Source organism: Clostridium sp. MSTE9 (assembly GCF_000277625.1).
Taxonomy (GTDB): Bacteria; Bacillota; Clostridia; order Oscillospirales; family Acutalibacteraceae; genus Faecalispora; species Faecalispora jeddahensis.
In genome coordinates, this window is sequence record NZ_AKFU01000011.1 from 23,399 (window position 1) to 43,952 (window position 20,554).

The window sequence follows — 20,554 nt, forward strand, 5'->3', positions numbered from 1 at the left end:
GATTACAGTTCCGTTATTCTCATTGACTTTTCATTTTTGTTCCCGTAATATATCGTCATATTATACAAGCAGCTTTGTTAATACCGGGAAGAAGGTGTTCAGATATGACGAATATCCGTCGTTGTTTGGCTGTAACACTTGTCGCATTTTGCACTTTTGTGTCAATGACGGCAGGCTGTTCTCCGAATCAAAAATCAGTGGGAGTGACCGAGGTATCCAATGCGCAGGAAGTCCCGCAGACCGTGGTAAAGCCGGCCGGTCAAAGCATAGGGAAGCGCTTTGCCGCAAAGCCCGCAAAAAAGCCCCTGGTGGATCGCGGAAGCTTCAGCACGTCTTTTTTGACCCTTCAAAAAATGTACGATCTCGCCGCTGTTCCCACGTATGACGGATATAATCAGGCCACGCATCCCAAAATTCTGTATTTCCCCAAGCGCTGGAACGGGTATGAATACTGGATGTCTGTTACACCGTACCCGTTTGGAAATGATGATTATGAAAACCCCTGCATTGTCACTTCGAACGACGGGAAAACTTGGGTAACGCCCGCCGGGCTGAAAAACCCGATTACAGGAATTCCCTCCGATGTGAAGATCGGCGCGCACTATTCCGATTCCCACCTGGTGATGTGCGGCAATAAAATGGAGATGTGGTACCGCTATAATAAAGGAAATCCAAAGACGAATCGTGCGGACTCCAGCACGGATTATTATTACCGCACCGTCAGCAAAGACGGTCTGAACTGGTCCGTGCCGCAGTTGATGCAGAAATCCAACAAGGGCCTGATCAGCCTTGCCGTCAACTATGAGGATAAAAAGTATGAGTTCTGGTATACCACAGCTCAAAAACGGCTGATGCATGCGGAAAGCGTTGACGGAGCGACGTGGAGTGATCCGCAGCAATGCTCCATCGAGCTGCCGGAAGGATACCTGCCGTGGCATCAGGATATGATCCACTATCAGAGCGTTTATTATCTGCTCCAGACAGGCATTCGGCAGAGGGATTATTCTTTCGCGCTGTTCTTGTCCAAATCCACCGATGGAATCCACTTTACAAAGGGTGTGCCGTTCTACCCGAGCGACAACCCGGTGATCCTGCATAAAACCTGGCTATACCGCAGCACCGTATACGCGGACGGCGACACGCTGCGCATGATGATTTCGTACCGTCTGCCGCAGAAAAAATGGTACATGGCCGCAACTTCTGTTTCTGTTCAGCAGTGGAACGATGCGTGCGATTTGCAGAAGCCCCTGATTCTGTCGGACCCCACAGTGAAAGCGCCCGCGCAGAAAAAAGCGGAGGAAAAGACCCCGCAAAAGATCGTTCCAAGTCTGGCCGCACAGATGGCGTCGAAAAAAATTCTTGCATAAACTCTTCCCCGCCCGGAATGTCGGAACATTTTATTGTTTCGGCGTCCCGGGCGGGGTTTTCTTTTGGATACACAATATGGTATAATCTAGTAAATTCTGCGGAAAAAGTCGAATTACCGCGAATGTGTTGAGCGAAAGGGGAGTTACCATGCTCTGGAAAGAAAAATATATGCTTGGGGTTCCGCTGATCGACGAGCAGCATCAGGAGCTGTTTCGGCGTGTGACCGATTTTGTTGAGATCGTCAGAAAGCCGGTTCCATGGGAGCAAAAGACCGGACAGGTCAATCAGACCTTGGATTTTATGAAGGATTATGTGGTTACGCATTTTCGCGATGAGGAAAACCTGCAGCGCGAGCTGGGGTATCCCGAGCTGCCGTCGCACAGAAAGCTGCATCAGGAGATGGTGGCCTATGTGCTGGACGTTTCGCGCCAATATGAGGAAAACGGCTATCAGGAGCAGCTGATGCAGCAGTTTGCGGGGCGCCTGCTGGCCTGGCTGATCAACCATGTGGCCTCTGAGGATCAGAAGATCGCGAATTTTGCCAAAAGGAAGGAGCAGGAAGCTCATGAATAACACACTGCACCTTTCTTTTTTTGAAGCAACCCGCGAGGTGTTCGAGCTGATGCTCGATCTGCAGAAGATTTCGGAAAGCGCCATTGCGCCCGGGGAGGATGCCTGCGGCAACCTGACTATTTCCATCGGCGTGACCGGCGATTTAACGGGGGATATTCTGTACACGTTCCCGAAAGAAACGATGCTTGAAATGGTGCGCATCATGACCGGTGGGATGGAAGTGAACGAGGTAGACGACTTTGTCACCTCTGCGATCGGTGAGATTTCCAATATCATCAGCGGCAAGGCGATGATCGCCTTGTCAGAAAAGAATGTCACCTGCGATATTCTTCCGCCGAAGGTCATTGAAAGCGAAGAAGGCGTATGCGCTTATCCGGTGGATTCCAATACCAAGATCAATACCGAGATCGGCAGCGTCGGCCTTGAGGTTCGCCTGCAGAGCAAATAACAACATATTATACAGAACAAAGCACCCTGAGCCGAGGATACGAACCGGCTCAGGGTGCTGTTTTTATGTTATTCGGATGTGTTCGGCTCCTCTTGGTCTTCCTGTGACGCAATAGAAGGAATGTGTATGTTGAAGTACAGGCTCAACATCCGGATACTCACCGTAAGGAGTACACTGAGCAGCACGGCAACAGACTGCGGGACCTGCGTCCGGGCTAAGTAATACAGCAGTCCGCCCGCCACAGAGGCCAGAGCGTAGATTTCGCGTCGCAGGATCACGGGAATCCGCTGTACCAGAATGTCGCGGATCATGCCGCCGCCCACACCGGTGAGCATAGCGACAAAGATGCACAGGAAGGCTTCTTTTTCATACCCGGCAGAAATCGCGGCGTCCACACCGATTACGGTGAATACCGCCAGGCCCAGGGCATCGGAGATATAGTAGCTCCAGGTGTAGATGGGGCTTCCGCCGCTCACAAACCGGCGGAAGCGGCCGAGCGCCAGCAGAAGGAATGTAGTGATCGATGCAACGATTAAGTAAATGGGATTCACCAGTCCGACGGGGGGAGACACCCCCAGAATGATATCGCGCAAAACGCCGCCGCCGATCGAAGTGGTGACGGCCAGCAAAAAAATCCCGAAATAATCCAGCTTGTGCTGCATGGCAATAATGGCGCCCGAAATCGCGAAAGCCACTGTGCCGATGACTTCAAACACAAGCAAAAGAGCGGTTGGCATATCGTTTCCCCCTCAGCGCAGGCGGCGCATCCGTCTGATCGCTATGTTATGCGTTAATTGAAAGCGGTGTTCCTTCCCCAGACGTCAGGAAAGCCGCGCAGCCGCAAAATCGTTTGATTCGCGGGACGCGTACTTTGGTCAGATTAGGCCCAGATGCCGCAGGCCTTTTTCAATTCCGCCGCAGAGCATGGAATCCGTGATATAATCGGCAACGGCTTTGGCTTCGGGCACACCGTTTTCCATGGCCACGCCGATCCCTACGGTTTTCAGCATGGTCACGTCGTTCGTACCGTCGCCAAAGGCTATTGTATCTTTCAGGTCGATTCCGGTATGCTGGCAGAAAAAGCGGATGGCCTCGGCCTTGTCCTGATTCGGGAAGGACAGATCGCCCGAGTGGCCGCCCGGGTGCAGATTCAGCACCATCGAACCAGTAAACGCCGGGCGGCACCTCTCATAGTGACCCTGATCGGTAAAGATGCAGTCCACAGCGCCAGCCTGTACCTGCTCCGGTTCCCAGTCGGTGACGATGTAATCCCCCAGATTGTAAACCCGGTTCAAAAGCGCGGTCATTTCAAGGGTTAAATTCCGGCCCCAGCCGTGGCGCATGCCGACAAAATTATAGGAAACGCCGAATGAATCAAAATGCTCCATGATTTCGAGCACGCGCTCGGGTGGGAAGAATTTTTGCAGAATCGTTTCTCCCTCGTATACCACATGGGTGCCGTTCATCGCAATGTAACTTGTAAAAAAGTCCCCGAACATCTTTCGGATGAACGGTTCCTGCCGGCCGGAGCAGATGGCCACCCCGTGCCCGTTTTGCTTTGCAAGCTCAATGGCCTGCAGTGTTCCGTCCGGCACAAAATATCCCTCTTTGCCGGAGGCAAGCAGGGTTCCGTCTATGTCAAAAAAGATCATTTTTTTCAGTGGAATCACTCCTTACGGTGAATTTTATCGCGCTGTTATCATGATACTACCAGAAAAACAGCATCGATTGTTCTCCGCAGAAAAGGCGGGAAGAAAACGCTGCTTTTGGCAGGGGGCTTGTTCGGCTGCTTCGCGATACATAATTGCAGGGCACGGCGGAAACAATAGACCTTGAAAAATCGGAAAGGATCTGAATCCATGGAATATATCAAGGCTTTTGTGGTAGGCGGTCTGATCTGCGTGGTCGGTCAGATATTGATCGACAGAACAAAGCTGACCCCCGCCCGGATTTTGGTGATGTTTGTCACGCTCGGCGTCATTTTAACGGCGGTTGGCTTGTACGAGCCGCTGGTGCAGTTCGCCGGTGCCGGGGCCACAGTGCCGCTGTCCGGGTTTGGCTACGCGATGGCCAAGGGGACGGAAGAAGCGGTGCGCGAGCATGGCCTGCTTGGCGCGCTGATGGGCGGCGTTACCTCCAGCGCTGCGGGAATCGCGGCCGCGGTATTCTTCGGTTACCTTGCGGCGCTCATTGCAAAGCCGGGCGATAAGTCGTAACAAAACAAAACGGGCAGGAACGGGAACAAAAGCTCCTGTTACCCTGCCCGATTTTTTGCTTTCACTTACTGGATGGAGTAATCCAAATAATGCTCCAGCTCTTCTTCGTCCTTTTTCTTCTTTTCAAGGAACAGAAGCGTGGTCGTGACGATAGCAGCTACCGCAACGGCAGCGGAAACAATTCCAAGGATCAGTGCCAACGTATTGTTTTTCCTCATTACAAAACGCCTCCAAAAACAAATTAAGCTTCCCTGTGTTCATTCAATTCATCCGTTTGTCTTTATGATACCCAAAAATCACGCAAAAGTCAATTCACACGCAATCCGTAATGAAAAAGTAAAAAATACCACTCTCTTCCCGCCGAAGCAGGAAAAAATCCAGTCATCCTTCACGGTTTGTGATGGATTCGAATCACAAGGGAAGTGGACGAATGTGAAAAGCGGTATTCTGAAAGTAAAAAAAGCAGAGCACAAAGCTCTGCTTTTCAATACAAAGATTTAGAAAACAACCTGCATCAGGACGCACTGGTTGTGTTCAGTTTGCGGGCAAGGGCAGACTTCCTTCTGGCGGCGGTTTTTTTGTGAAGGATTCCTTTAGCAGCAGCTTGGTCAATCTTCTTTATCGCAATACGAACAGCCTCCGCCTTGTCCTCAGCCTGAGCCTCAAGAGCAAGGCTGGCCTTCTTAATCTCTGTTTTCAAAGCAGAATTGATCGCTTTGTTCTGAAGAGTCTTAGTCGCGATTACCTTAACGCGCTTCTTGGCTGATTTAATATTCGGCATAGTCACACCTCCTTTGTCGCATCTGTCATGTAACAGAAATCTTAGCATAAAAAAAGAAAAAATGCAAGAATTTTTTCTTACTTTTCGCAAAGCCTTAATAACTTAATGAGTATATCACAAGAGAGGAGAAAATGCAATGATTTTTCGCACGGATTTGGCGATTGAAGCCACCGAAACGATTACGCATCCGTTCCCGGATATTTCACAGACCGAGGAGCAGCACGGCAGTTGTAAAATTACGCGCATCCGCGTAGAGGGGCCGGAGGGAGCAAAGCAACTGAACAAGGAAATGGGAAATTATGTTACTCTTGAAATGCCCCCGATTTCAGACACGGTAGATCTGGAGGATGAGTGTCAGGAGCTTTTGCGCAAGGAAATTTCGGCTCTGCTGCCGGAGGAGGGCCTTGTGCTGGTGGCGGGGCTCGGCAACCGGCAGATTACGCCGGATGCGCTCGGCCCGCAGACGACGGCGCGGGTGCTTGCCACACGGCATATTAAAGGCGAGCTTGCGCGGGTAACGGGGCTGACCGGCCTGCGCGGCGCAGCGGTGATCACTCCCGGCGTGCTGGGCGATACCGGCCTTGAAACGGTGGAGTTTTTGCAGGGAATCTGCAAGCAGCTGCATCCGAGCGCAGTTGTGGTGATCGATGCACTTGCCGCACGCAGTCTGGCCAGGCTTGGCTGTACCGTGCAGCTGAGCGATACCGGTATTTCCCCCGGTGAGGGAGTGGGAAACCTGCGCCCGCGCATCGACCAGCACACGATGAGCGTACCGGTGATCGGCATCGGCGTTCCCACCGTGGTGGATGTGGAAACACTGGCGCTCGATTTGTTTGGGGGCGACCGCATCCGCACAGAGCGGAGCGAAGAAAAGCTGACGCCGCGCGGCGCGCGTATGGTGGTCACGCCCAGAGAGATCGATCTGCTGGTATCCAGAGCCGCCCAAATGCTGGCCATGGGAATCAACCGCGCGCTGAATCCGAGCCTTTCTGTAGAGGATCTGACAATGCTGACCGCACCGTAAGCGAAAGGTATATCCCCAAGCGTTGACGCATACCAATAGATAGAGTCTGTTTGGGGAGAAGCATATGAAGATTATCAATTTCAAAAAGAAAAAAAGAGGCGGAAGCTCGCCGCTGCGCAATGCGGCGGCTCTGGTGGTTGCCGTGATTTCCGTCGCCTGTTTTATCTCACGTCTTGGGCCGCAGGTGCTGGCCCAAAGAGAAGCGGCAGCGCTGGCTGCCGCCGGATTCATTATGCCCGACGGAGCGACGGCGCTTTTGCGTACAGGCCTTACGGAAGAGGACATCGATCAAAATCCTGAAACGGAGCACAACCAGCCGGAGGAATCCTCCGAAGCGGTGCGCGACCCGGCAGAGGTTCAGAGCTCCTCTCCCTCTTCTTCAGCGCAGGAAAGCAGCTCGCAGACCTCGTCGGCACAAAGCCAGGCGCCCGCGGTCAGCGGCTCCGGCGCACCGATTCAAGAGCTGGCGATTCAGAACTCCGGCGTGCAGTATGAGAATATTTTTGTAAAGAACACCAACCAAAATCACAAAATTGACATTAAAGCTGAATTAGGAAAACAACCTGCGGTCAAAATACAAACAGACAGCAAGCCGCAGGTGCTGATTTATCACACGCATACGACGGAGGCTTATTTGCTGCAGGAAGCCACTTCGGTTCCGCCCGGGGCAGAAAGCAGAAGCACAGACACCACCCGCAGTGTGGTAATGGTGGGCAACGCGATCGCGGCACAGCTGAAAGCGGTGGGAATCGGTGTGGTGCACGATACGACCATCCACGATTCCCCGGCATACAATGGCTCCTATAACCGTTCGAAGCAGACCATGGCCAAAAATTTGAAGCAGTATCCCAGCATTCAGGTCACTCTGGATATTCATCGCGACGCCATGACGGCCTCGAACGGAACGCGGTATAAGCCCACGGCAGTGATCAACGGAAAAAAAGCGGCGCAGGTCATGATTTTATCAGGCTGTGACGACGACGGTACTCTCGGGTTCCCGGACTGGGAATACAATCTGCGCTTGGGCGTGCGGATTCAGAAGCAGCTGTCGGATTTGTATCCCGGGTTGGCTCGGCCCCTCAATTTCTGTCCGCGTCAATACAATCTGAATATGACAAAGGGGTCTTTGCTGGTCGAAGTCGGTACCGAGGTCAACACGGTGGACGAAGCGGTTTATTCCGGCGAGCTGTTCGGCGCGGCCCTTGCCAAAACGCTTTTGGGGCTGAAGTAAATCCTCTGTCTTATATTGTATAACCGGTCATTTCTTCCTCTTCTTCGGCAGGGGAAGAAATGACGTCTTTTCAAGTGGTATTTCGAAGTAAAAGGAGAAGCAATCGTGAAGGATGTGAAAGAAAGGCGCTGCTTTTGGGCGTCATTTTTTACAACACTCTGCCTGATCATGTTGGTGTGCGGAATTATTACCGTAGATTACCAGACCGCGCGGGTCGGTTTTGGGCAGAGTCAGCCGCTGATTCAGGTACTGGTGAGCGAAGAGAAAACCAGCCTGAGCATCCATGTTCTGGGAGCGGGCGGAGAATGGGATATTACCGCGCTGGACCAGTGGGTTCAGAACGCGGAAAACGTGGTGATAACGGCTGTGGAAGAGGGGCAGAAGCTCTTGGAACAGATTCCGTTACAAAAAGCTTACAAATAAGTTCAAAGATTGCTTTTTACGACGATTTTTGCTATACTGATTCGTGTAAAAAAGACAGCAGGCTTTGGAATACAGGACCAGTGTAGGAATAATCGATGGAGGAATCGCGCATGTTCAGAAGAAAACAGGTAATGGTGTCTATGCTGACGCTGATACTGGGCTTTTCCCTCATTTGTACACCAGTTCTGGCGACCTCAACGGAGCCGGCCACAAGTGGACAAGGCCAGTCTCAGACAAATCCGGGTGACACGGGCTCCGTACCGGGCAGCACGCCGGGGCAGCAAAGCTCTTCGGCACCGGCCAGCAGCGCGCCGCCAGCTCAGGAATCTTCTTCCGCTGTAAGCAGCAAACCGGCAAGCTCGTCTTCCTCTCTGGCGTCCTCCAAGACGACGTCGTCCCGCAGTACCTCCTCCAAATCGACGAAGAAAAAGGTCGTGTCGTCGCAGGCTTCTTCCTCTGAGATTTCCAGCAGTGAGATCGGGGAGTTCTGGGGCGTTTCTGAGGTTTCTTCTTCCGGCATTTCTCTGCCGCCGGCCGGTTCAGTCAGCGAGGTGGATAATCTGATCGCCTCAGGCGTGGAGGTTCAAACGCCGAAAACCATGAACTGGTGGGGGGTTCTCTCCTGGGCACTGATCGGCCTTGGGATTCTCATCGTCGTGATCGTATTGCTCAGCACTCTTCGCAGACCGCCTCCGGGTGGGCCGGGCCGCAAGCGCTATCGCCGCCATCCGTTCCCAACGAAGAAAAAGCGTCTGCTCAACGATAAATACTATCGTAATAAATACTATTAATGAAAACGCCTCCGGCTGGTTCCGGAGGCGCCTTTTTGTTCTGTTTTTCAGAAAAAAACACCTTTCGTCTGAATAGAGGGGGCGATTTTCTGTAAAGCAAATCCCTTGCCGCGGGAAGGGGTTCCGGCAGTTTTACTGAGTCAAACGGTAAAAACCAACAGGGAAAGCAAAACTGGGGCTTCCTCTATCTGTAAAGTGGAAATACTTACCAATTAGAAATAGCCTATTTTCCTGCCTTTTGCCTGTTTTTGATTTTTCTATTTGTCAGAGCAAAGAAAAAGGGGAATCCGCCACAGGCGGATTCCCCTTACTTACAATTCCAGTTCTGCGCGGAACACGATCACGGCACTTCCCGAAATCCGGATTTCCACCGGCTCCTTGTTTTGCAGGTCGACTTCTACCGTAATGATTCCGGCCCGGCCGATGGCCTTGCCCTGCAGTACGGAAAAACGCAGCTGCCCGTCTGTCGGCTGCTGGAATCCGTAGTGGGCCAGATACCCGCCCAGCGGCCCGTTTGCGTTGCCGGTAACGGGGTCCTCGCGCACGCCGCTGATGGGTGCAAACATTCTGCCGCAGTACAGGTAGTCGGCGTTTTGCGGCGCCGGTGCGAATACATAATAGCCGTTGCAGCCGATTTTTTCGCTCAGGCGGCAGAGCGCGTCCCAATCCGGCTCCAGATTGTCGAGAACCTCCTCGTCCAGAATCGGAACCATGATTTTGCCGAACCCGGTAGAAACCTCCTGAATCGGCCAGCCCTCGCGCAGCTGGTCGGGGGAAAGGCGAAGCGCAGCACAAAGCTCCTGCTTTTGCGCCTCTTCAAACGGAAGCCCCAGGCGGAAAAGCCCCTGTGTCATCGCAATACGGATGGAATCATTCTCGCGCACAATATCAACGGGCAGGATTCCCGCGCCGATTTTCTGCATGATCCGCCCGGACGGCAGGTTCTGTTCCAGTGCGCGCACATAGTGGGCTGCAACCGTGGCGTGGCCGCACATGGGTACCTCGCGTACCGGTGTGAAGAAGCGCACCTCTACGTCATACTCCGGGGAGTCGGAGGAAAAAACAAAGGCCGTTTCCGAATTGTTCAGCTCCCTTGCGATCTCCTGCATTTGAAATTCCGTCAGACCATCCGCGTCCAGCACAACACCAGCGGGATTCCCACGGAACCGCTGTTCGGTGAAGGCATCAACCTGATACAAATGGTATTTTTTTGACATGTTTTTCCCTCCTGTAATAAATTCCGTCTCTTTTTTGAAGGCTTATGCTGAAATTCAGCGAACCGTACCGGAGTGGCTCCGGCGCGGAAAGCGTAAAAAACACCTGTTTTGGGAGTGTGACTCTGCCTGTTTTCGGTCGAAATCGTTCGAAGAAACCACACGCAGCGGAAAAATATGAGATAAAAGGATAGGAAGCTGCTGATTTTGATAAAAATAAAATACAATATGTATATTGCATTAGAAATTATCCGATCAGTAACATAGATTGTCCGGTTTTGCAGAGCCGGGGCGAAAAACAAAGAAACCCGCAGGCTATATTTCAGAAATGGCTCAGAGCACACGGGTTTTTCCGCCATCCGGCAGTATCTGTTTTTTGTATTGGTAAGTCTATAAATTTCTTAAAAAGTATTATTTGTGTTACGTTCTGTATATTTTATAGAAAGTTATCCTATTTGGATACAATTGATCTTACTTTGGAGAATTATGAGGGCAGAACGATGTCGTATGCCACCTTGCAGAACAGAAGAACCAAAGAAACGATCAGCATTGGTCGAATCACCTTGGTGTTATAGCGCAGAGCCAATCCGGAGCCGATGTAATTACCCAGAATGCCGAACAGCGCGCCCGGCAGACCCAGAACAAATATAACCTTACCGGCCAGCGCAAAGGTTAACAGTGAAGAGATGTTGGACATCAGGTTGACCACCTTCGCATTTCCAGAGGCTGTGGTGGAATCAAAACGGGTCAGCCCGGTGAACAGAAAGATCAAAAACGTACCGGTGCCGGGGCCGAAAAATCCGTCGTAGGTACCGATCACAAAGCCGATGCCCATGGACAGCGCCGTCAGCAGCGAGGGATTGAGCAGGGTGTGTTCATCTGTTTCACCATGATTTTTTTTCTTCTTTTTCAATGTAATGAAAGCGATAACAGGTAGGACGCCAAGCAGCAGGTAGCGCAGATATTCTTCGTTCAGCACCATGTTCAGCCGCGCCCCAAGCACCGCGCCGAACAGCGCCATCACGCCCGCAACCCCTGCCGTGCGCAGGTGGATTTTTCCGCCCCGAAGGTAGCGGATGGTCGCCGTGAGTGTACCGGCTGTGGAAGACAGCTTGTTTGTTCCCATCGCAAGGTGAGGGGGCAGGCCAATGGCAAGATATGCAGGAAGTGTAATCAGCCCGCCACCGCCGGAGATGGAATCAATAAATCCCCCCAGAAACGTGCAGGTACACACAACGATAATTTGCAGCAGTAAGTCATCCATGTCATTCGCTCCTTTTGGCTGTTCCGCATAGGCCCTTGGCCATATGATTCAGATTATAGCATAAATATCGATGCAGGCCCCAAAACTGCCTGAAATATTCAATGTGAAAGTTTCGCTCCGGTTCGCGGCGTGAGATGATGATATCATCCAATCAGAAACAAGCGTTTAGCAGTTCCGCTTGTTTTAGAAACCACCAAGCTGATGATTCAATGTTCTCTCAGTCGCCCGAAGCTTTGCTTCGGTTTGCGACGTGAGGTTATTATAGCGGAATTCGCCGGGGACTACAATAGAAAATTGCTTTTGGTGAAATATAAAAAATCATAAGAGATCATAGAGAAAAATGATAGATGTATCGAAGCGCGAAAAATAAGCGCTTCTTTTATAGGTATGTGGCACTTTTGAGCTTGGTGAATTGAAGTGCGGAAAGAATCGGCGCAAAAATTCCCGCCGCAGCAACATGCGGCGGGAAAGCAGCGTATTCAGGAATTCCTGATCTGACCGTCCCAATAGATTTCTACCTCGTCTCCGTCTTTGAGCGGCTCCAGATAACCGGCTTCGTGCCCATTGACGCGCAGAACAATCGATCCCTGCGGCGTAGTAAGGTCGACATCCACCAGATTCAGCGTGTCGATCAGGCAATAGGGGGAGCGGTCTGTTTTTCCGTCCAGCCGAACGGCACGCCCATTTAGAATCACAAGGACGGGCGGTGTAGTCGGCTGCGGCGCTTGCTCCTGCGGCGGGGCAGGGTTTTCTTCCGCGGCGTGTTCGGCGGAATGGGTCTGCGGCGGTTCTGGCAACAGCCCGACAGTACTCGGTACCTGTGGTTCCGGCGCCTTTTTCTGCGCAAGGCGCATGGCCTCCTGTGCGAGCAGATCCGCCAGATCCGGCTGCATTGCGGTTGTCTGCGGCTTCACCGGCTCGGCAGGAGCAAAAACGGACTGCGGCTCCTCGGGCAGAGATTCCGTTTCTTCCGGTAAGGATGTTTCGGATTTCTCCCACTTTATGGGTTCGATCCGGTCGCCGGACCGCAGCGGCGTGTGCGGGGGAACCGCATCTCCGTTCACCAGGAAAGGCGTTCCCTCCGGCACACCGGCAAAGGATAACAACTGCTCCAGTGTGCTGACAGGCCGGGTACGCACCCGGTCGCGGGCGTGGATGGCCTGCTCCGGCGTGCCGGGCTGGCCGTTGACCATGGCGCGCAGACCGAGAGCGATCTCTTCACCGCCCAGAAAAACCGTTCCGGGAGAGTGCAGGTCGATCACCTCGCCCAGCGTGAGCGCGGCATCCCTGCCGTTCTGCGCCGGTTCAAAAAGAATGGAATCTCCCGCCCGCACTGTGTCGGAGAGGGACGCATCCTTTCCGTTGAGCTGTATTTTGGCCAGCGTAGGGTGTTCGCCGTAGATTACTTTGTTTTCTCCGTCGAGCTCAAATACCAGGCTTTTACCGGAGCGCCCCATCATCTGGTCGTGCTGCCAGCCGTTCATGAGCAGAACGTCCAGCACCGAAAGGCTGTTGCTGCGGAACAGCTTGGCCCTTGCGCCGTTGAGAAGGATCGTAAAGCTGTCACTGATCAGATTCAGCGCGGAGGAAACAGCGATCCCCAGCGGCGTTGCAAACTCGGGGGTCGTCAGCGACGGATCGGCCTTGGTAAGGTAAGTGGAAAAATTCCGTCCGCCCAGCGCGACGCGGGCAGGAGGAAGCTCCAAAAGCTCCGCCACGCAGGCGCACAGGCCCGGCAGCTTACTGCCGCCGCCCACCAGAAACACGGCGCTCGGCGCTTCGCCGTTCGCTTTCAGAATCTGTTGGCTGATTTCTTCCGCCAAACGCCGCAGTACGGGGGCAACCTTTTCTTTCAGTTCCGCCATTGAAACCTGCTGTTCCAGACCCAGAATATCCTGAAACGAAACGTCTTCCTCCTGCCCCAGCTTCATCTTGATTTTCTCCGCAGTGGGGAAATCCACCAGGTATTCCCGCATCAGCGCTTCGGTGATCTCGTCGCCCGCGATGGTAGCCATCGTGTAGCCCACCACGCCGCCGTCTTTTGACACGGCAATATCCGAGGTTCCCGCGCCGATATCGACCAAAGCGAGGTTTAAAAGGCGAAGGCTCTGCGGAATCGCCGCGTTCATGGCGGCGATCGGCTCCAGTGTCAGGCTTGCAACCTCAAGGCCGCACTTCTGCATGGCGGAGTACAGGCTGTCCACCACCTCGCGCGGCAGGAATGTCGCGATCACGTCCGCCGCAAGCTGCTGGCCGCGGTGGTCGAGCAGACTTGCCAGGGGGTAGTTGTCCAGCAGGTAGCGCGACACGGAATACCCCACCAGATAAAACACGGAGCGGCTGTCCTCTTCGAAAGGGGGCGAAAATTCCTGCTCCGCCTGTTGTACTGCTCCGGCCTCAAGCCGGCACAGGATTTCGGGAGTGATCACCTGCGGGCTTTGCAGATCCAGCTCAAAATGCACCTCGCAGGTGCGCAGTGCGCGGCCGGCCGCCGCCACACAGACCCGCTTTAACGGGTAGCCCACCCGGGCCTCAAGCCGGCTTTTGACCAGCCCTGCCACACGGCTCACCTGCTCAATATCTTCGATCTGCCCGTCGATCATCGCGCGCTTTTCGTGCTCCGCGATTTCCACGGCACAAACCTCAAGCCGCTCGCCCCGGGGCAGGCCCACAATGCCGATGACGCTGCGGGTGCCGATATCCAGCGCAAACACATAGTTTTCCGGCGGGATTTTCTCTCCGGAATCCGTGGCCGGCAGACCCGCCTGGTTTTCTTCTTGCATGAAAAAGACCTCCGCTTCTTCTGTGTTCGCCAAATTTAAACCAAATCATACCATATATATTACAATAAGAAAGGGAAAAATGCAATTATTCCGGGTCTGGAATGCCCCGTCGAATCAGCAAAAAAACAAAACTCCACAGATGCTGGACAGAATACGACAAAGATGATATGATGGTGCTGTTATCAGGCGGAAAGCCCCGGGCGCGGCGCAGTTTTGCGTATTGCTTTGGGGCGGTTATTTGTTTTGGTTGATTGTTGATTCGAAAGAACCGGAGGGAAAGTCATTGAATATTTTGGTGGTGGGCTGCGGGCGTCTTGGCTCCGCACTGGCCGAACAGCTTGACAAGGAGGGCCACGACGTAGCCGTGGTGGACGGGCAGGAGGAAAACCTGCTGCGTTTGTCCGAAACCTTCAGCGGCGTCAAGGTGACCGGCATGCCCATGGATCAGAGTGTGCTGCAGGCGGCGGGGGTCGAAAACTGCGATGCGGTTGCGGTCGTCACCCCGGACGATAATCTGAACATAACGGTCGCGCAGATCGTCAAGAATTTTTTTGGGGTAGGGAATGTGGTGGCCCGGATTTCAGATCCGCGGCGGGAAAGCGTGTTCCACCGGTTCGGGCTGCGTACCGTCTGCCCGACGAACCTGGCGGCGGACGCCATGAACACGGTGCTCACTTCGCCCTGGGAGCCGGTGCAGATGACGTTTGAAACGGCTTCGGTCACCTTTCGCGTCAAAGAGGTGGACGAACAATATATTGGAAAAAGCATTTCTGCCGTTCCGATGGAAGACGGCTGGGTACCGTTCGGCGTGATTCATTCCAATTTTGAATCCGAACTATACGACTACCGCAACGATATTGTGCTGCGGGCGGGTGAAAAGCTGATGCAGGCGCACGTCAGCGATTAATACTGAATCAATGATTCAAAACGAAAAAAGAGTTCTCGCTCCCATGCCAAGAACGAGGGAGAGAGAACCAGTTTCCTGCACGGTATGAAATGGAAGATCGGTATAAAGGGAGAAATACAATGAAGATAGTAATCATGGGGGGCGGCAAGCTCGGGTATAACGTGGCCCGCAATATGCTCGACCGCAAATATCAGGTGCATCTGATTGAAAGGGAATACGCCAAGTGCGTCAAGATTGCGAATGATCTGGGCGTTGAGGTAACCTGCGGTGACGGCACTGAGCTCTCCATTCTGGAAAATGCCTCCACAAAGGACGCGGACGCCTTTATCGCGGTGACCGGCAGCGACCAGGATAATCTGGTGGCGGCCCAGCTCGCCAAAATGGAGTTTGGGGCCAAAAAGGTGATCGTGCGCGCGAACAATCCCCGCAATCTGGAGGTTCTGCGGACGATGGGGCCGGATATCGCCGTGTCCAGCACAGAGATCATCACCAATATGATCGAGCAGGAGGTCGACCTGTCTGAAATGCATCTGCTGGCAACCCTGAACAAGGGCCGCGCGGGCATCTGCAGCATGGTGCTGCCGGACGATACCTCTTTGCACGGGGTGCGCCTGATGGATGTTTCGCTGCCGGAAAACACGCTGATCGTTTCCGTTATGCGCGGCGGGCAGATGATCATCCCCAACGGCCGATCGGTCCTCCACGCGGGGGATCAGGTGGTCGCGGTGTGCGAAAATAAAAATCAGAAAAAACTGCTCCATATCCTCGGCGAACGGATTCACTGACAGAGCTATATCGCTTCAGGCCTGCGAAGCATCACGCGATCGCAAAACTTTCTTCCCAATTTGTTGCTGCGCTGCTGTGTGCCTGCAGGGGGACTTCACCTGCGGATTTCAGTTATATAGAATGCGTATGCTTTTTCATTTGCGGCGTTTGCCGCTTTGCAGTTTTCGGTGGCCTGCATTTTCAGCAATTTTAAAGCGCTGTTATCCGAGTATAAAAATAGGGAAAGTGAATTGCATTTTTCGAAGAAAAGGAGTATTCTATATTCCATGCCCAAAGGGCATAGTCAGTCGCAAGATCCTGACTTAAAATAAAACTACGGAGGAATGAAAAAAATGAAAACATCTGTATCCCGGCGCACCGCATTTTTAGTGCAGGGCGCCATGATCGCCGCCCTTTATGTGGTGCTGACGTTCCTGTCGTCGGCCATGGGGCTTGCCTACGGGCCGGTTCAGTTCCGTCTTTCTGAAGCGCTCACGATTCTGCCGGTGTTCACGCCGGCGGCGATTCCCGGTCTTGCGATCGGGTGCCTGCTTTCGAATCTGGGCAGCCCGTATGGCGTGGTGGACATTGTGTGCGGCACCGGCGCCACTTTGCTGGCGGCGGCCGTTTCTTATCAGCTGCGCCGCTTCCGCCTTCACGGCCTTCCGGTTTTGTCCGCTTTGTCACCCATTCTCTGCAACGCGCTGGTTGTCGGCGCAGAGCTGGCCTTCTTTTTGCCGTCCGGCTTTACAATGGCCGGATTTTTTGCGGCGGCGGTTTCCGTCGGCGCGGGCGAGCTGGTTGTGCTTGCGGTACTGGGGCTGCCACTGGCGGCGATTCTTGAAAAATCCGGAACGGCACAGAAGATGTTCGGCCAGTCGGGATACTGATTGAAATTTTGAGGGAGTAAGGGAATCCATGGGCCTTGGCACAGTTCTGAGCAAAAAAATGAGAACCACCCCGCCGGTTCGGTTTGTAGTGATCAGCTTTTTGATTCTGATTTTAATCGGCGGGCTGGTTTTAGCGCTGCCGATTTGTTCCCGCAGCGGGCAGGGCACGCGTCTGCCGGATGCCCTGTTCACATCCGTGTCTGCGGTGTGTGTTACGGGCCTGAGCAAGTTTGATACCTGGGTGCACTGGAGTGCGTTCGGCCAGGTAGTGATCTTGCTTCTGATTCAGCTTGGCGGGCTTGGGATCATCACCTTTACCACGGGCTTTACGCTTCTGTTCCGTCAGAAGCTGGGGCTGCGTGAGCTTTCTCTTGCTGCGCGTGAAAATCTGCAGGGGGAGAATCTGAATGTTTCCCAGTTGCTGCGCATGATTCTTACCGTCACATTTGTGGCGGAGGGCGCGGGCGCTCTTTTGATGGCGCTGCGCTTTGTGCCGCAGTTCGGGCCTTACGGCCTTTGGCTGGCGGTGTTTCATGCCGTTTCGGCTTACTGCAACGCCGGGTTCGATATTATGGGCTTTCTGCAGCCTTATGGAAGCCTGATACCATACGCGGGCGATCCTCTTGTGATGGTTCCGACCTATGCGCTGATGCTGGTGGGCGGCCTCGGTTTTGTCGTGATCAGCGACGTGTACTACAACAAAATATACCGCCGCATCAAGGGGCAGAAGCCCTCGCCGCTGAGCTTTCACTCCGCGGTAGTGCTGATCAGCGAGCTGGTTCTGCTCGCCCTGGGCATGCTGGCCTTTTTGTCTTTGGAATATGACAATACGCTGCGCGGCATGAACTGGGGAGATAAAATCATTACCGCGTGGTTTCAGTCGAATACCGTGCGCACTGCCGGTTTTACGGCGGTAGATGTGACACAGCAGCGGGACGTGACCACACTGTTCTCGCTGGTGCTGAGCTTTATTGGAACCGCGCCCTGCTCTACCGGCGGCGGTATCCGTACCACCACTTTGGTTGTGCTGGGCGCGACGGTGATCAGTGTGCTGCGCGGACGCGAGGAAACGGTCATCCGCCACCATATGATCAGTCACACAGCGGTATACCGTGCGCTGACGATTTTTATCGGCAACGTGGTGACGGTGCTGGTCACGGCCGGCGTGGTGCTTCTGTGCAATTCCGAAAAGCATGTCGGCGCGATGGTCGCCTTGCAGGAGGCCGTTGCAGCGTGCAGTACCATCGGTATCAGTCCCAGCCTGACTCCGCTTTTGGACGATCCTTCTCTGATCGCACTTTCCATAGCGATGTTCATCGGCCGTGTGGGGCTGGTGTCGTTCGGGCTTTCTGTTTCTGTCCGCCATATGGGCAAGCCGGGCTGTGTGATGCCGGAGGCCCGCATTATCGTGGGCTGATGAAACTGTTCCCTCAAAATGAGATTTATCCCGATGAAAAAAAGAGCTGCTGCGAAACGAAAGTTTCGCAGCAGCTCTTTTTTATTTTTGCAATCAGCAAACCAATTTGTCCGCCGGTTTCTTACATGGGGTACAAATACCCCGCCACTTCTTTTGCCGGTGTAATTGCGGTAACGGTGATCTGCGGCTCCGGTGAGCCCTGGTAATCCTCATAATGGAGGGTTCCCTCCGCCGTGACCCAGCTGTCGGCTTTCAGCTCGCCGGTTTGATCGTACTGGCACAACAGGCCGACCGGCGTCAAATCCGCGACACAGCAGGTCATCATCAGCCGGGCCGGAACAAATTCGTTGTCCTTCATCTGCGTGGAATCGCGGAAGACAAAGCCGGTCATGCGAATGTGATAGCCGTCATATTTGTCCGGGTTTTCATACAGCGCGGAAATCCACAGGTAAAATTCGCTGTCGCTCACCGTGATGGTCTTGTTCGCTTCGTCCAGTCCCGTCAAGGCGCCGTAGGCAGGCTCCTCCGACTGGCTCGGGAGCTGCTGTGCCTGCTGGGTGGTGGTTCCGGGATTGGTCGCCCCCACATAGCCGGAGGGAAGCGACGAGGAAGTCACCGCGCTGTGCGGGAGCAGCAGAAGCAGAATCGGGATGGCAAGGGTCAGACAGTGCGCCGCACGCATTTTCTGCACGGAGCGGGTACGGCGCAGCAGGCCAAAGATGCCCCATATTGCCATCACGCCAACGGTAAAATACAGGTACGGCAGCGTCTTGGGCGTGACGTACTGCAAGTAGCCGCCGGTGACTGCCAGGTAGAGAATCATGGCGGCAAATGATAAGCAGCAGGCGGCCTCCAGCAGGGCCTGCGGGCTGTGTGTTCTTTTTTCCATAGCCAATCAGCCTCCTACAAAAAAGCGTGCGGTGGTGTATACGACCACAAAGCAGACGGCAAAGCAGACAAAAAGCAGTTTTGCCACGAAACGGCGGGAGAATCCGCCGGACAGCATCAGAACGTTCTTGATATCCATCATCGGGCCGAATACGAGAAAGCCCATCACCGGCGCCAGCGGGAAGCGGGCCGCAAAGCTCTTCGCGACAACGGCGTCGGAGGAAGAGCAGAGCGACAGCAAAAACGCCAGTGCCATCATCAGCAGCAGAGAGAGGGCAAAATCCGTAGGGGTCTGCAGCAGCAGCGAATTCGTTACCGCCACCTGGAAGATCGCGGCGAGAAACGCGCCGACGGTCAGGTATTTTGCCACGCTGAAGAACTCGGCCTGCGAATGCCGCAGCAAGAGCGAAACCTTCTCTCCCGCGGTGGAGGCGTCCCCGGCCCCGCCGTAGCAGCCGCACGAGCACATGATGCGGTCGTATCCGGCGGAAAGGGCGGGCAGCTTGCCGGGGCGCAGCGCGAACCAGCAGCCGATCAGCACCGCCGAGAGAATCCCCATGCCCACCCGGCCCAGCATGACCGAAAGGTTTCCGTTAAAGGCCGCATAGGTCGAGAGCATTACCACGGGGTTGATCACCGGGGTGGCGGTCATAAAGGTCACTGCCGCGGGCAGCGGTACGCCCTTTCGCACCAGACTGCGGAAGATCGGGATGGAAGCGCAGTCGCACACCGGCAGGCAGAAGCCCGCCAGAATGGCGACCAGCATCCCGCCCGCCAGATTTTTCGGGAAGAGCCGTTCAATGGCCCGCTGCGGGATCAGCACTTGAATTGCCGAAGAAATCAGCACGCCGATCAGCAGAAAGGGGATGGCCTGCAGCATGATGCCGAGAAAGATGTTGATCACCGTGTTGACACGGGTCTGCGACAGCTGGAACATCGCCTCCGCGCAAAGATACAGTGTGGCAAAGACGAGAATCGACATTGCAAACACCGCGGCGGGGTTTGTTTTTCTGCGGGTAGCCCGCGCCAGAATTTCTTCACGGGAATCGTCGTCTACAACGCGCACGCCGGGGTTGATCTCGCGCAGGAGCCGCCGCGCCTTGCGGAATTCGGCATCTGTAAAAGCGCCCCGCAGCACTGCAAAATCGCACGCGGCAATCTGTTCGGGCAAAGCGGAGCCGGTTCGGCCCAATAGCTGGTCGAGTGTTTGCGCGTCTGCCAGATGGATCATTCGTTGGATCCGGCAGCCGGAAAGCTCCGGATGCGAAAACAGCGCGTACAGCTCCGTAAGCGGCGTTACGCCGTTCCATTCCACCCAGATTTCCTCCGGTGGGGTTTCCGCTACGTAATGGCCGATGCTCATGGCGGCCTTTTCCGGGGAGTCCTCCAGCACGCGCTTGGGCACGATCATCACGTCGCAGCCGGTCTTGTTCGAGATTTCCTCGACCCCCGACTCAAACTGAACGATCAGGCGGCGCATTTTCGGTTCCTGCTGGAAGAGATGATTCAGTAGGGTCGTTTTACCGGACTCCAGAAAGCCTGTAAGTACATAAACGGGAATTGCCACGCGA

General features: G+C 54.2%; 21 protein-coding genes. 12 read left to right on the forward strand and 9 right to left on the reverse strand.

Features of this window, described 5'->3' with window-relative positions:
- Positions 1-104: 104 nt before the first annotated feature.
- The 3 genes from HMPREF1141_RS02095 to HMPREF1141_RS02105 all read left to right on the forward strand — a co-directional run bounded on the left by HMPREF1141_RS02095 (position 105) and on the right by HMPREF1141_RS02105 (position 2,389).
- Positions 105-1,367 carry a hypothetical protein gene (locus HMPREF1141_RS02095; protein ID WP_155863450.1) on the forward strand — a complete coding sequence of 421 codons (1,263 nt, stop codon included), beginning with the start codon at positions 105-107 and terminating at the stop codon, positions 1,365-1,367.
- 148 nt (positions 1,368-1,515) lie between these two features.
- Complete coding sequence (locus HMPREF1141_RS02100) at positions 1,516-1,941, forward strand: hemerythrin family protein (RefSeq protein ID WP_009060642.1); 426 nt, start codon at positions 1,516-1,518, stop codon at positions 1,939-1,941.
- On the forward strand, positions 1,934-2,389 hold the full coding sequence (locus HMPREF1141_RS02105; protein WP_009060502.1) for a chemotaxis protein CheX: 456 nt from the start codon (positions 1,934-1,936) through the stop codon (positions 2,387-2,389). The genes HMPREF1141_RS02100 and HMPREF1141_RS02105 overlap by 8 nt, the downstream gene beginning before the upstream one ends.
- A 68-nt stretch (positions 2,390-2,457) precedes the next feature.
- On the opposite strand, the gene HMPREF1141_RS02110 is transcribed toward HMPREF1141_RS02105, so the two are convergent.
- Both HMPREF1141_RS02110 and HMPREF1141_RS02115 read right to left on the reverse strand, forming a co-directional pair.
- Positions 2,458-3,126: a trimeric intracellular cation channel family protein gene (locus HMPREF1141_RS02110; protein WP_009060701.1), complete on the reverse strand. Its 669-nt coding sequence runs from the start codon at positions 3,124-3,126 to the stop codon at positions 2,458-2,460.
- Positions 3,127-3,264: 138 nt separating this feature from the next.
- A complete protein-coding gene (locus HMPREF1141_RS02115; RefSeq protein WP_035316405.1) occupies positions 3,265-4,041 on the reverse strand; it encodes an HAD family hydrolase in 777 nt (258 codons plus the stop codon).
- Between the two features lie 207 nt (positions 4,042-4,248).
- On the opposite strand from HMPREF1141_RS02115, the gene spoVAE reads away from it, so the two are divergent.
- The gene (spoVAE, locus tag HMPREF1141_RS02120; RefSeq protein ID WP_009060624.1) at positions 4,249-4,605 is read left to right on the forward strand and encodes a stage V sporulation protein AE; all 357 of its coding nucleotides are present in this window, start codon (positions 4,249-4,251) and stop codon (positions 4,603-4,605) included.
- A gap of 65 nt (positions 4,606-4,670) precedes the next feature.
- On the opposite strand, the gene HMPREF1141_RS17455 is transcribed toward spoVAE, so the two are convergent.
- Both HMPREF1141_RS17455 and rpsT read right to left on the reverse strand, forming a co-directional pair.
- Positions 4,671-4,823 carry a hypothetical protein gene (locus tag HMPREF1141_RS17455; protein ID WP_009060536.1) on the reverse strand — a complete coding sequence of 51 codons (153 nt, stop codon included), beginning with the start codon at positions 4,821-4,823 and terminating at the stop codon, positions 4,671-4,673.
- 296 nt (positions 4,824-5,119) lie between these two features.
- Positions 5,120-5,386 carry a 30S ribosomal protein S20 gene (gene rpsT / locus HMPREF1141_RS02125; protein WP_009060650.1) on the reverse strand — a complete coding sequence of 89 codons (267 nt, stop codon included), beginning with the start codon at positions 5,384-5,386 and terminating at the stop codon, positions 5,120-5,122.
- Positions 5,387-5,522: 136 nt separating this feature from the next.
- Between rpsT and gpr the strand changes: the two genes are divergently transcribed.
- The 4 genes from gpr to HMPREF1141_RS02145 all read left to right on the forward strand — a co-directional run bounded on the left by gpr (position 5,523) and on the right by HMPREF1141_RS02145 (position 8,855).
- Positions 5,523-6,410, forward strand: coding sequence for a GPR endopeptidase (gene gpr / locus HMPREF1141_RS02130; RefSeq protein WP_009060510.1), 888 nt, complete (start codon positions 5,523-5,525; stop codon positions 6,408-6,410).
- A gap of 64 nt (positions 6,411-6,474) precedes the next feature.
- Positions 6,475-7,641, forward strand: a complete 1,167-nt coding sequence (locus HMPREF1141_RS02135; RefSeq protein WP_009060604.1) for a stage II sporulation protein P — start codon at positions 6,475-6,477, stop codon at positions 7,639-7,641.
- 105 nt (positions 7,642-7,746) lie between these two features.
- Entirely contained in the window at positions 7,747-8,064 is a 318-nt protein-coding gene (locus HMPREF1141_RS02140) for a hypothetical protein (protein WP_009060504.1), read from the forward strand.
- A 110-nt stretch (positions 8,065-8,174) separates the two neighbouring features.
- Positions 8,175-8,855: a hypothetical protein gene (locus tag HMPREF1141_RS02145; RefSeq protein ID WP_009060508.1), complete on the forward strand. Its 681-nt coding sequence runs from the start codon at positions 8,175-8,177 to the stop codon at positions 8,853-8,855.
- Positions 8,856-9,166: 311 nt separating this feature from the next.
- Here HMPREF1141_RS02145 and HMPREF1141_RS02150 read toward each other — a convergent pair whose 3' ends face one another.
- The 3 genes from HMPREF1141_RS02150 to HMPREF1141_RS02160 all read right to left on the reverse strand — a co-directional run bounded on the left by HMPREF1141_RS02150 (position 9,167) and on the right by HMPREF1141_RS02160 (position 14,116).
- Positions 9,167-10,072 (reverse strand): PhzF family isomerase, encoded by a 906-nt coding sequence (locus HMPREF1141_RS02150; protein ID WP_009060725.1) that lies wholly within the window; start codon positions 10,070-10,072, stop codon positions 9,167-9,169.
- A gap of 481 nt (positions 10,073-10,553) precedes the next feature.
- Positions 10,554-11,333 carry a TSUP family transporter gene (locus tag HMPREF1141_RS02155; RefSeq protein WP_009060679.1) on the reverse strand — a complete coding sequence of 260 codons (780 nt, stop codon included), beginning with the start codon at positions 11,331-11,333 and terminating at the stop codon, positions 10,554-10,556.
- Positions 11,334-11,812: 479 nt separating this feature from the next.
- Complete coding sequence (locus HMPREF1141_RS02160) at positions 11,813-14,116, reverse strand: cell division FtsA domain-containing protein (RefSeq protein ID WP_009060554.1); 2,304 nt, start codon at positions 14,114-14,116, stop codon at positions 11,813-11,815.
- Positions 14,117-14,399: 283 nt separating this feature from the next.
- Between HMPREF1141_RS02160 and HMPREF1141_RS02165 the strand changes: the two genes are divergently transcribed.
- From HMPREF1141_RS02165 to HMPREF1141_RS02180, 4 genes are all read left to right on the forward strand, one after another.
- A complete protein-coding gene (locus HMPREF1141_RS02165) occupies positions 14,400-15,023 on the forward strand; it encodes a TrkA family potassium uptake protein (RefSeq protein WP_009060661.1) in 624 nt (207 codons plus the stop codon).
- Between the two features lie 119 nt (positions 15,024-15,142).
- Positions 15,143-15,808, forward strand: coding sequence for an NAD-binding protein (locus tag HMPREF1141_RS02170; protein ID WP_035316409.1), 666 nt, complete (start codon positions 15,143-15,145; stop codon positions 15,806-15,808).
- 333 nt (positions 15,809-16,141) lie between these two features.
- The gene (locus HMPREF1141_RS02175; protein WP_009060732.1) at positions 16,142-16,678 is read left to right on the forward strand and encodes a QueT transporter family protein; all 537 of its coding nucleotides are present in this window, start codon (positions 16,142-16,144) and stop codon (positions 16,676-16,678) included.
- Positions 16,679-16,706: 28 nt separating this feature from the next.
- A complete protein-coding gene (locus HMPREF1141_RS02180) occupies positions 16,707-18,095 on the forward strand; it encodes a potassium transporter TrkG (protein WP_009060559.1) in 1,389 nt (462 codons plus the stop codon).
- Positions 18,096-18,216: 121 nt separating this feature from the next.
- Here the strand turns inward: HMPREF1141_RS02180 and HMPREF1141_RS02185 are convergent, their stop codons facing one another.
- Both HMPREF1141_RS02185 and HMPREF1141_RS02190 read right to left on the reverse strand, forming a co-directional pair.
- Positions 18,217-18,984, reverse strand: a complete 768-nt coding sequence (locus HMPREF1141_RS02185; protein ID WP_009060735.1) for a TIGR03943 family protein — start codon at positions 18,982-18,984, stop codon at positions 18,217-18,219.
- Between the two features lie 6 nt (positions 18,985-18,990).
- Positions 18,991-20,550 carry a permease gene (locus HMPREF1141_RS02190; RefSeq protein WP_009060622.1) on the reverse strand — a complete coding sequence of 520 codons (1,560 nt, stop codon included), beginning with the start codon at positions 20,548-20,550 and terminating at the stop codon, positions 18,991-18,993.
- Between the last annotated feature and the right edge of the window lie 4 nt (positions 20,551-20,554).

Coding starts and splice junctions, on each gene's coding strand:
- HMPREF1141_RS02105 (WP_009060502.1), top strand. CDS start 1,934: ATGAATAACACACTGCACCTTTCTTTTTTTGAAGCAACCCGCGAGGTG.
- HMPREF1141_RS02180 (WP_009060559.1), top strand. CDS start 16,707: ATGGGCCTTGGCACAGTTCTGAGCAAAAAAATGAGAACCACCCCGCCG.
- HMPREF1141_RS02160 (WP_009060554.1), bottom strand. CDS start 14,116: ATGCAAGAAGAAAACCAGGCGGGTCTGCCGGCCACGGATTCCGGAGAG.
- HMPREF1141_RS02170 (WP_035316409.1), top strand. CDS start 15,143: ATGAAGATAGTAATCATGGGGGGCGGCAAGCTCGGGTATAACGTGGCC.
- HMPREF1141_RS02095 (WP_155863450.1), top strand. CDS start 105: ATGACGAATATCCGTCGTTGTTTGGCTGTAACACTTGTCGCATTTTGC.
- HMPREF1141_RS02145 (WP_009060508.1), top strand. CDS start 8,175: ATGTTCAGAAGAAAACAGGTAATGGTGTCTATGCTGACGCTGATACTG.
- rpsT (WP_009060650.1), bottom strand. CDS start 5,386: ATGCCGAATATTAAATCAGCCAAGAAGCGCGTTAAGGTAATCGCGACT.
- HMPREF1141_RS02110 (WP_009060701.1), bottom strand. CDS start 3,126: ATGCCAACCGCTCTTTTGCTTGTGTTTGAAGTCATCGGCACAGTGGCT.
- HMPREF1141_RS02155 (WP_009060679.1), bottom strand. CDS start 11,333: ATGGATGACTTACTGCTGCAAATTATCGTTGTGTGTACCTGCACGTTT.
- HMPREF1141_RS02115 (WP_035316405.1), bottom strand. CDS start 4,041: ATGATCTTTTTTGACATAGACGGAACCCTGCTTGCCTCCGGCAAAGAG.
- HMPREF1141_RS17455 (WP_009060536.1), bottom strand. CDS start 4,823: ATGAGGAAAAACAATACGTTGGCACTGATCCTTGGAATTGTTTCCGCT.
- HMPREF1141_RS02175 (WP_009060732.1), top strand. CDS start 16,142: ATGAAAACATCTGTATCCCGGCGCACCGCATTTTTAGTGCAGGGCGCC.
- HMPREF1141_RS02185 (WP_009060735.1), bottom strand. CDS start 18,984: ATGGAAAAAAGAACACACAGCCCGCAGGCCCTGCTGGAGGCCGCCTGC.
- spoVAE (WP_009060624.1), top strand. CDS start 4,249: ATGGAATATATCAAGGCTTTTGTGGTAGGCGGTCTGATCTGCGTGGTC.
- HMPREF1141_RS02100 (WP_009060642.1), top strand. CDS start 1,516: ATGCTCTGGAAAGAAAAATATATGCTTGGGGTTCCGCTGATCGACGAG.
- HMPREF1141_RS02135 (WP_009060604.1), top strand. CDS start 6,475: ATGAAGATTATCAATTTCAAAAAGAAAAAAAGAGGCGGAAGCTCGCCG.
- gpr (WP_009060510.1), top strand. CDS start 5,523: ATGATTTTTCGCACGGATTTGGCGATTGAAGCCACCGAAACGATTACG.
- HMPREF1141_RS02150 (WP_009060725.1), bottom strand. CDS start 10,072: ATGTCAAAAAAATACCATTTGTATCAGGTTGATGCCTTCACCGAACAG.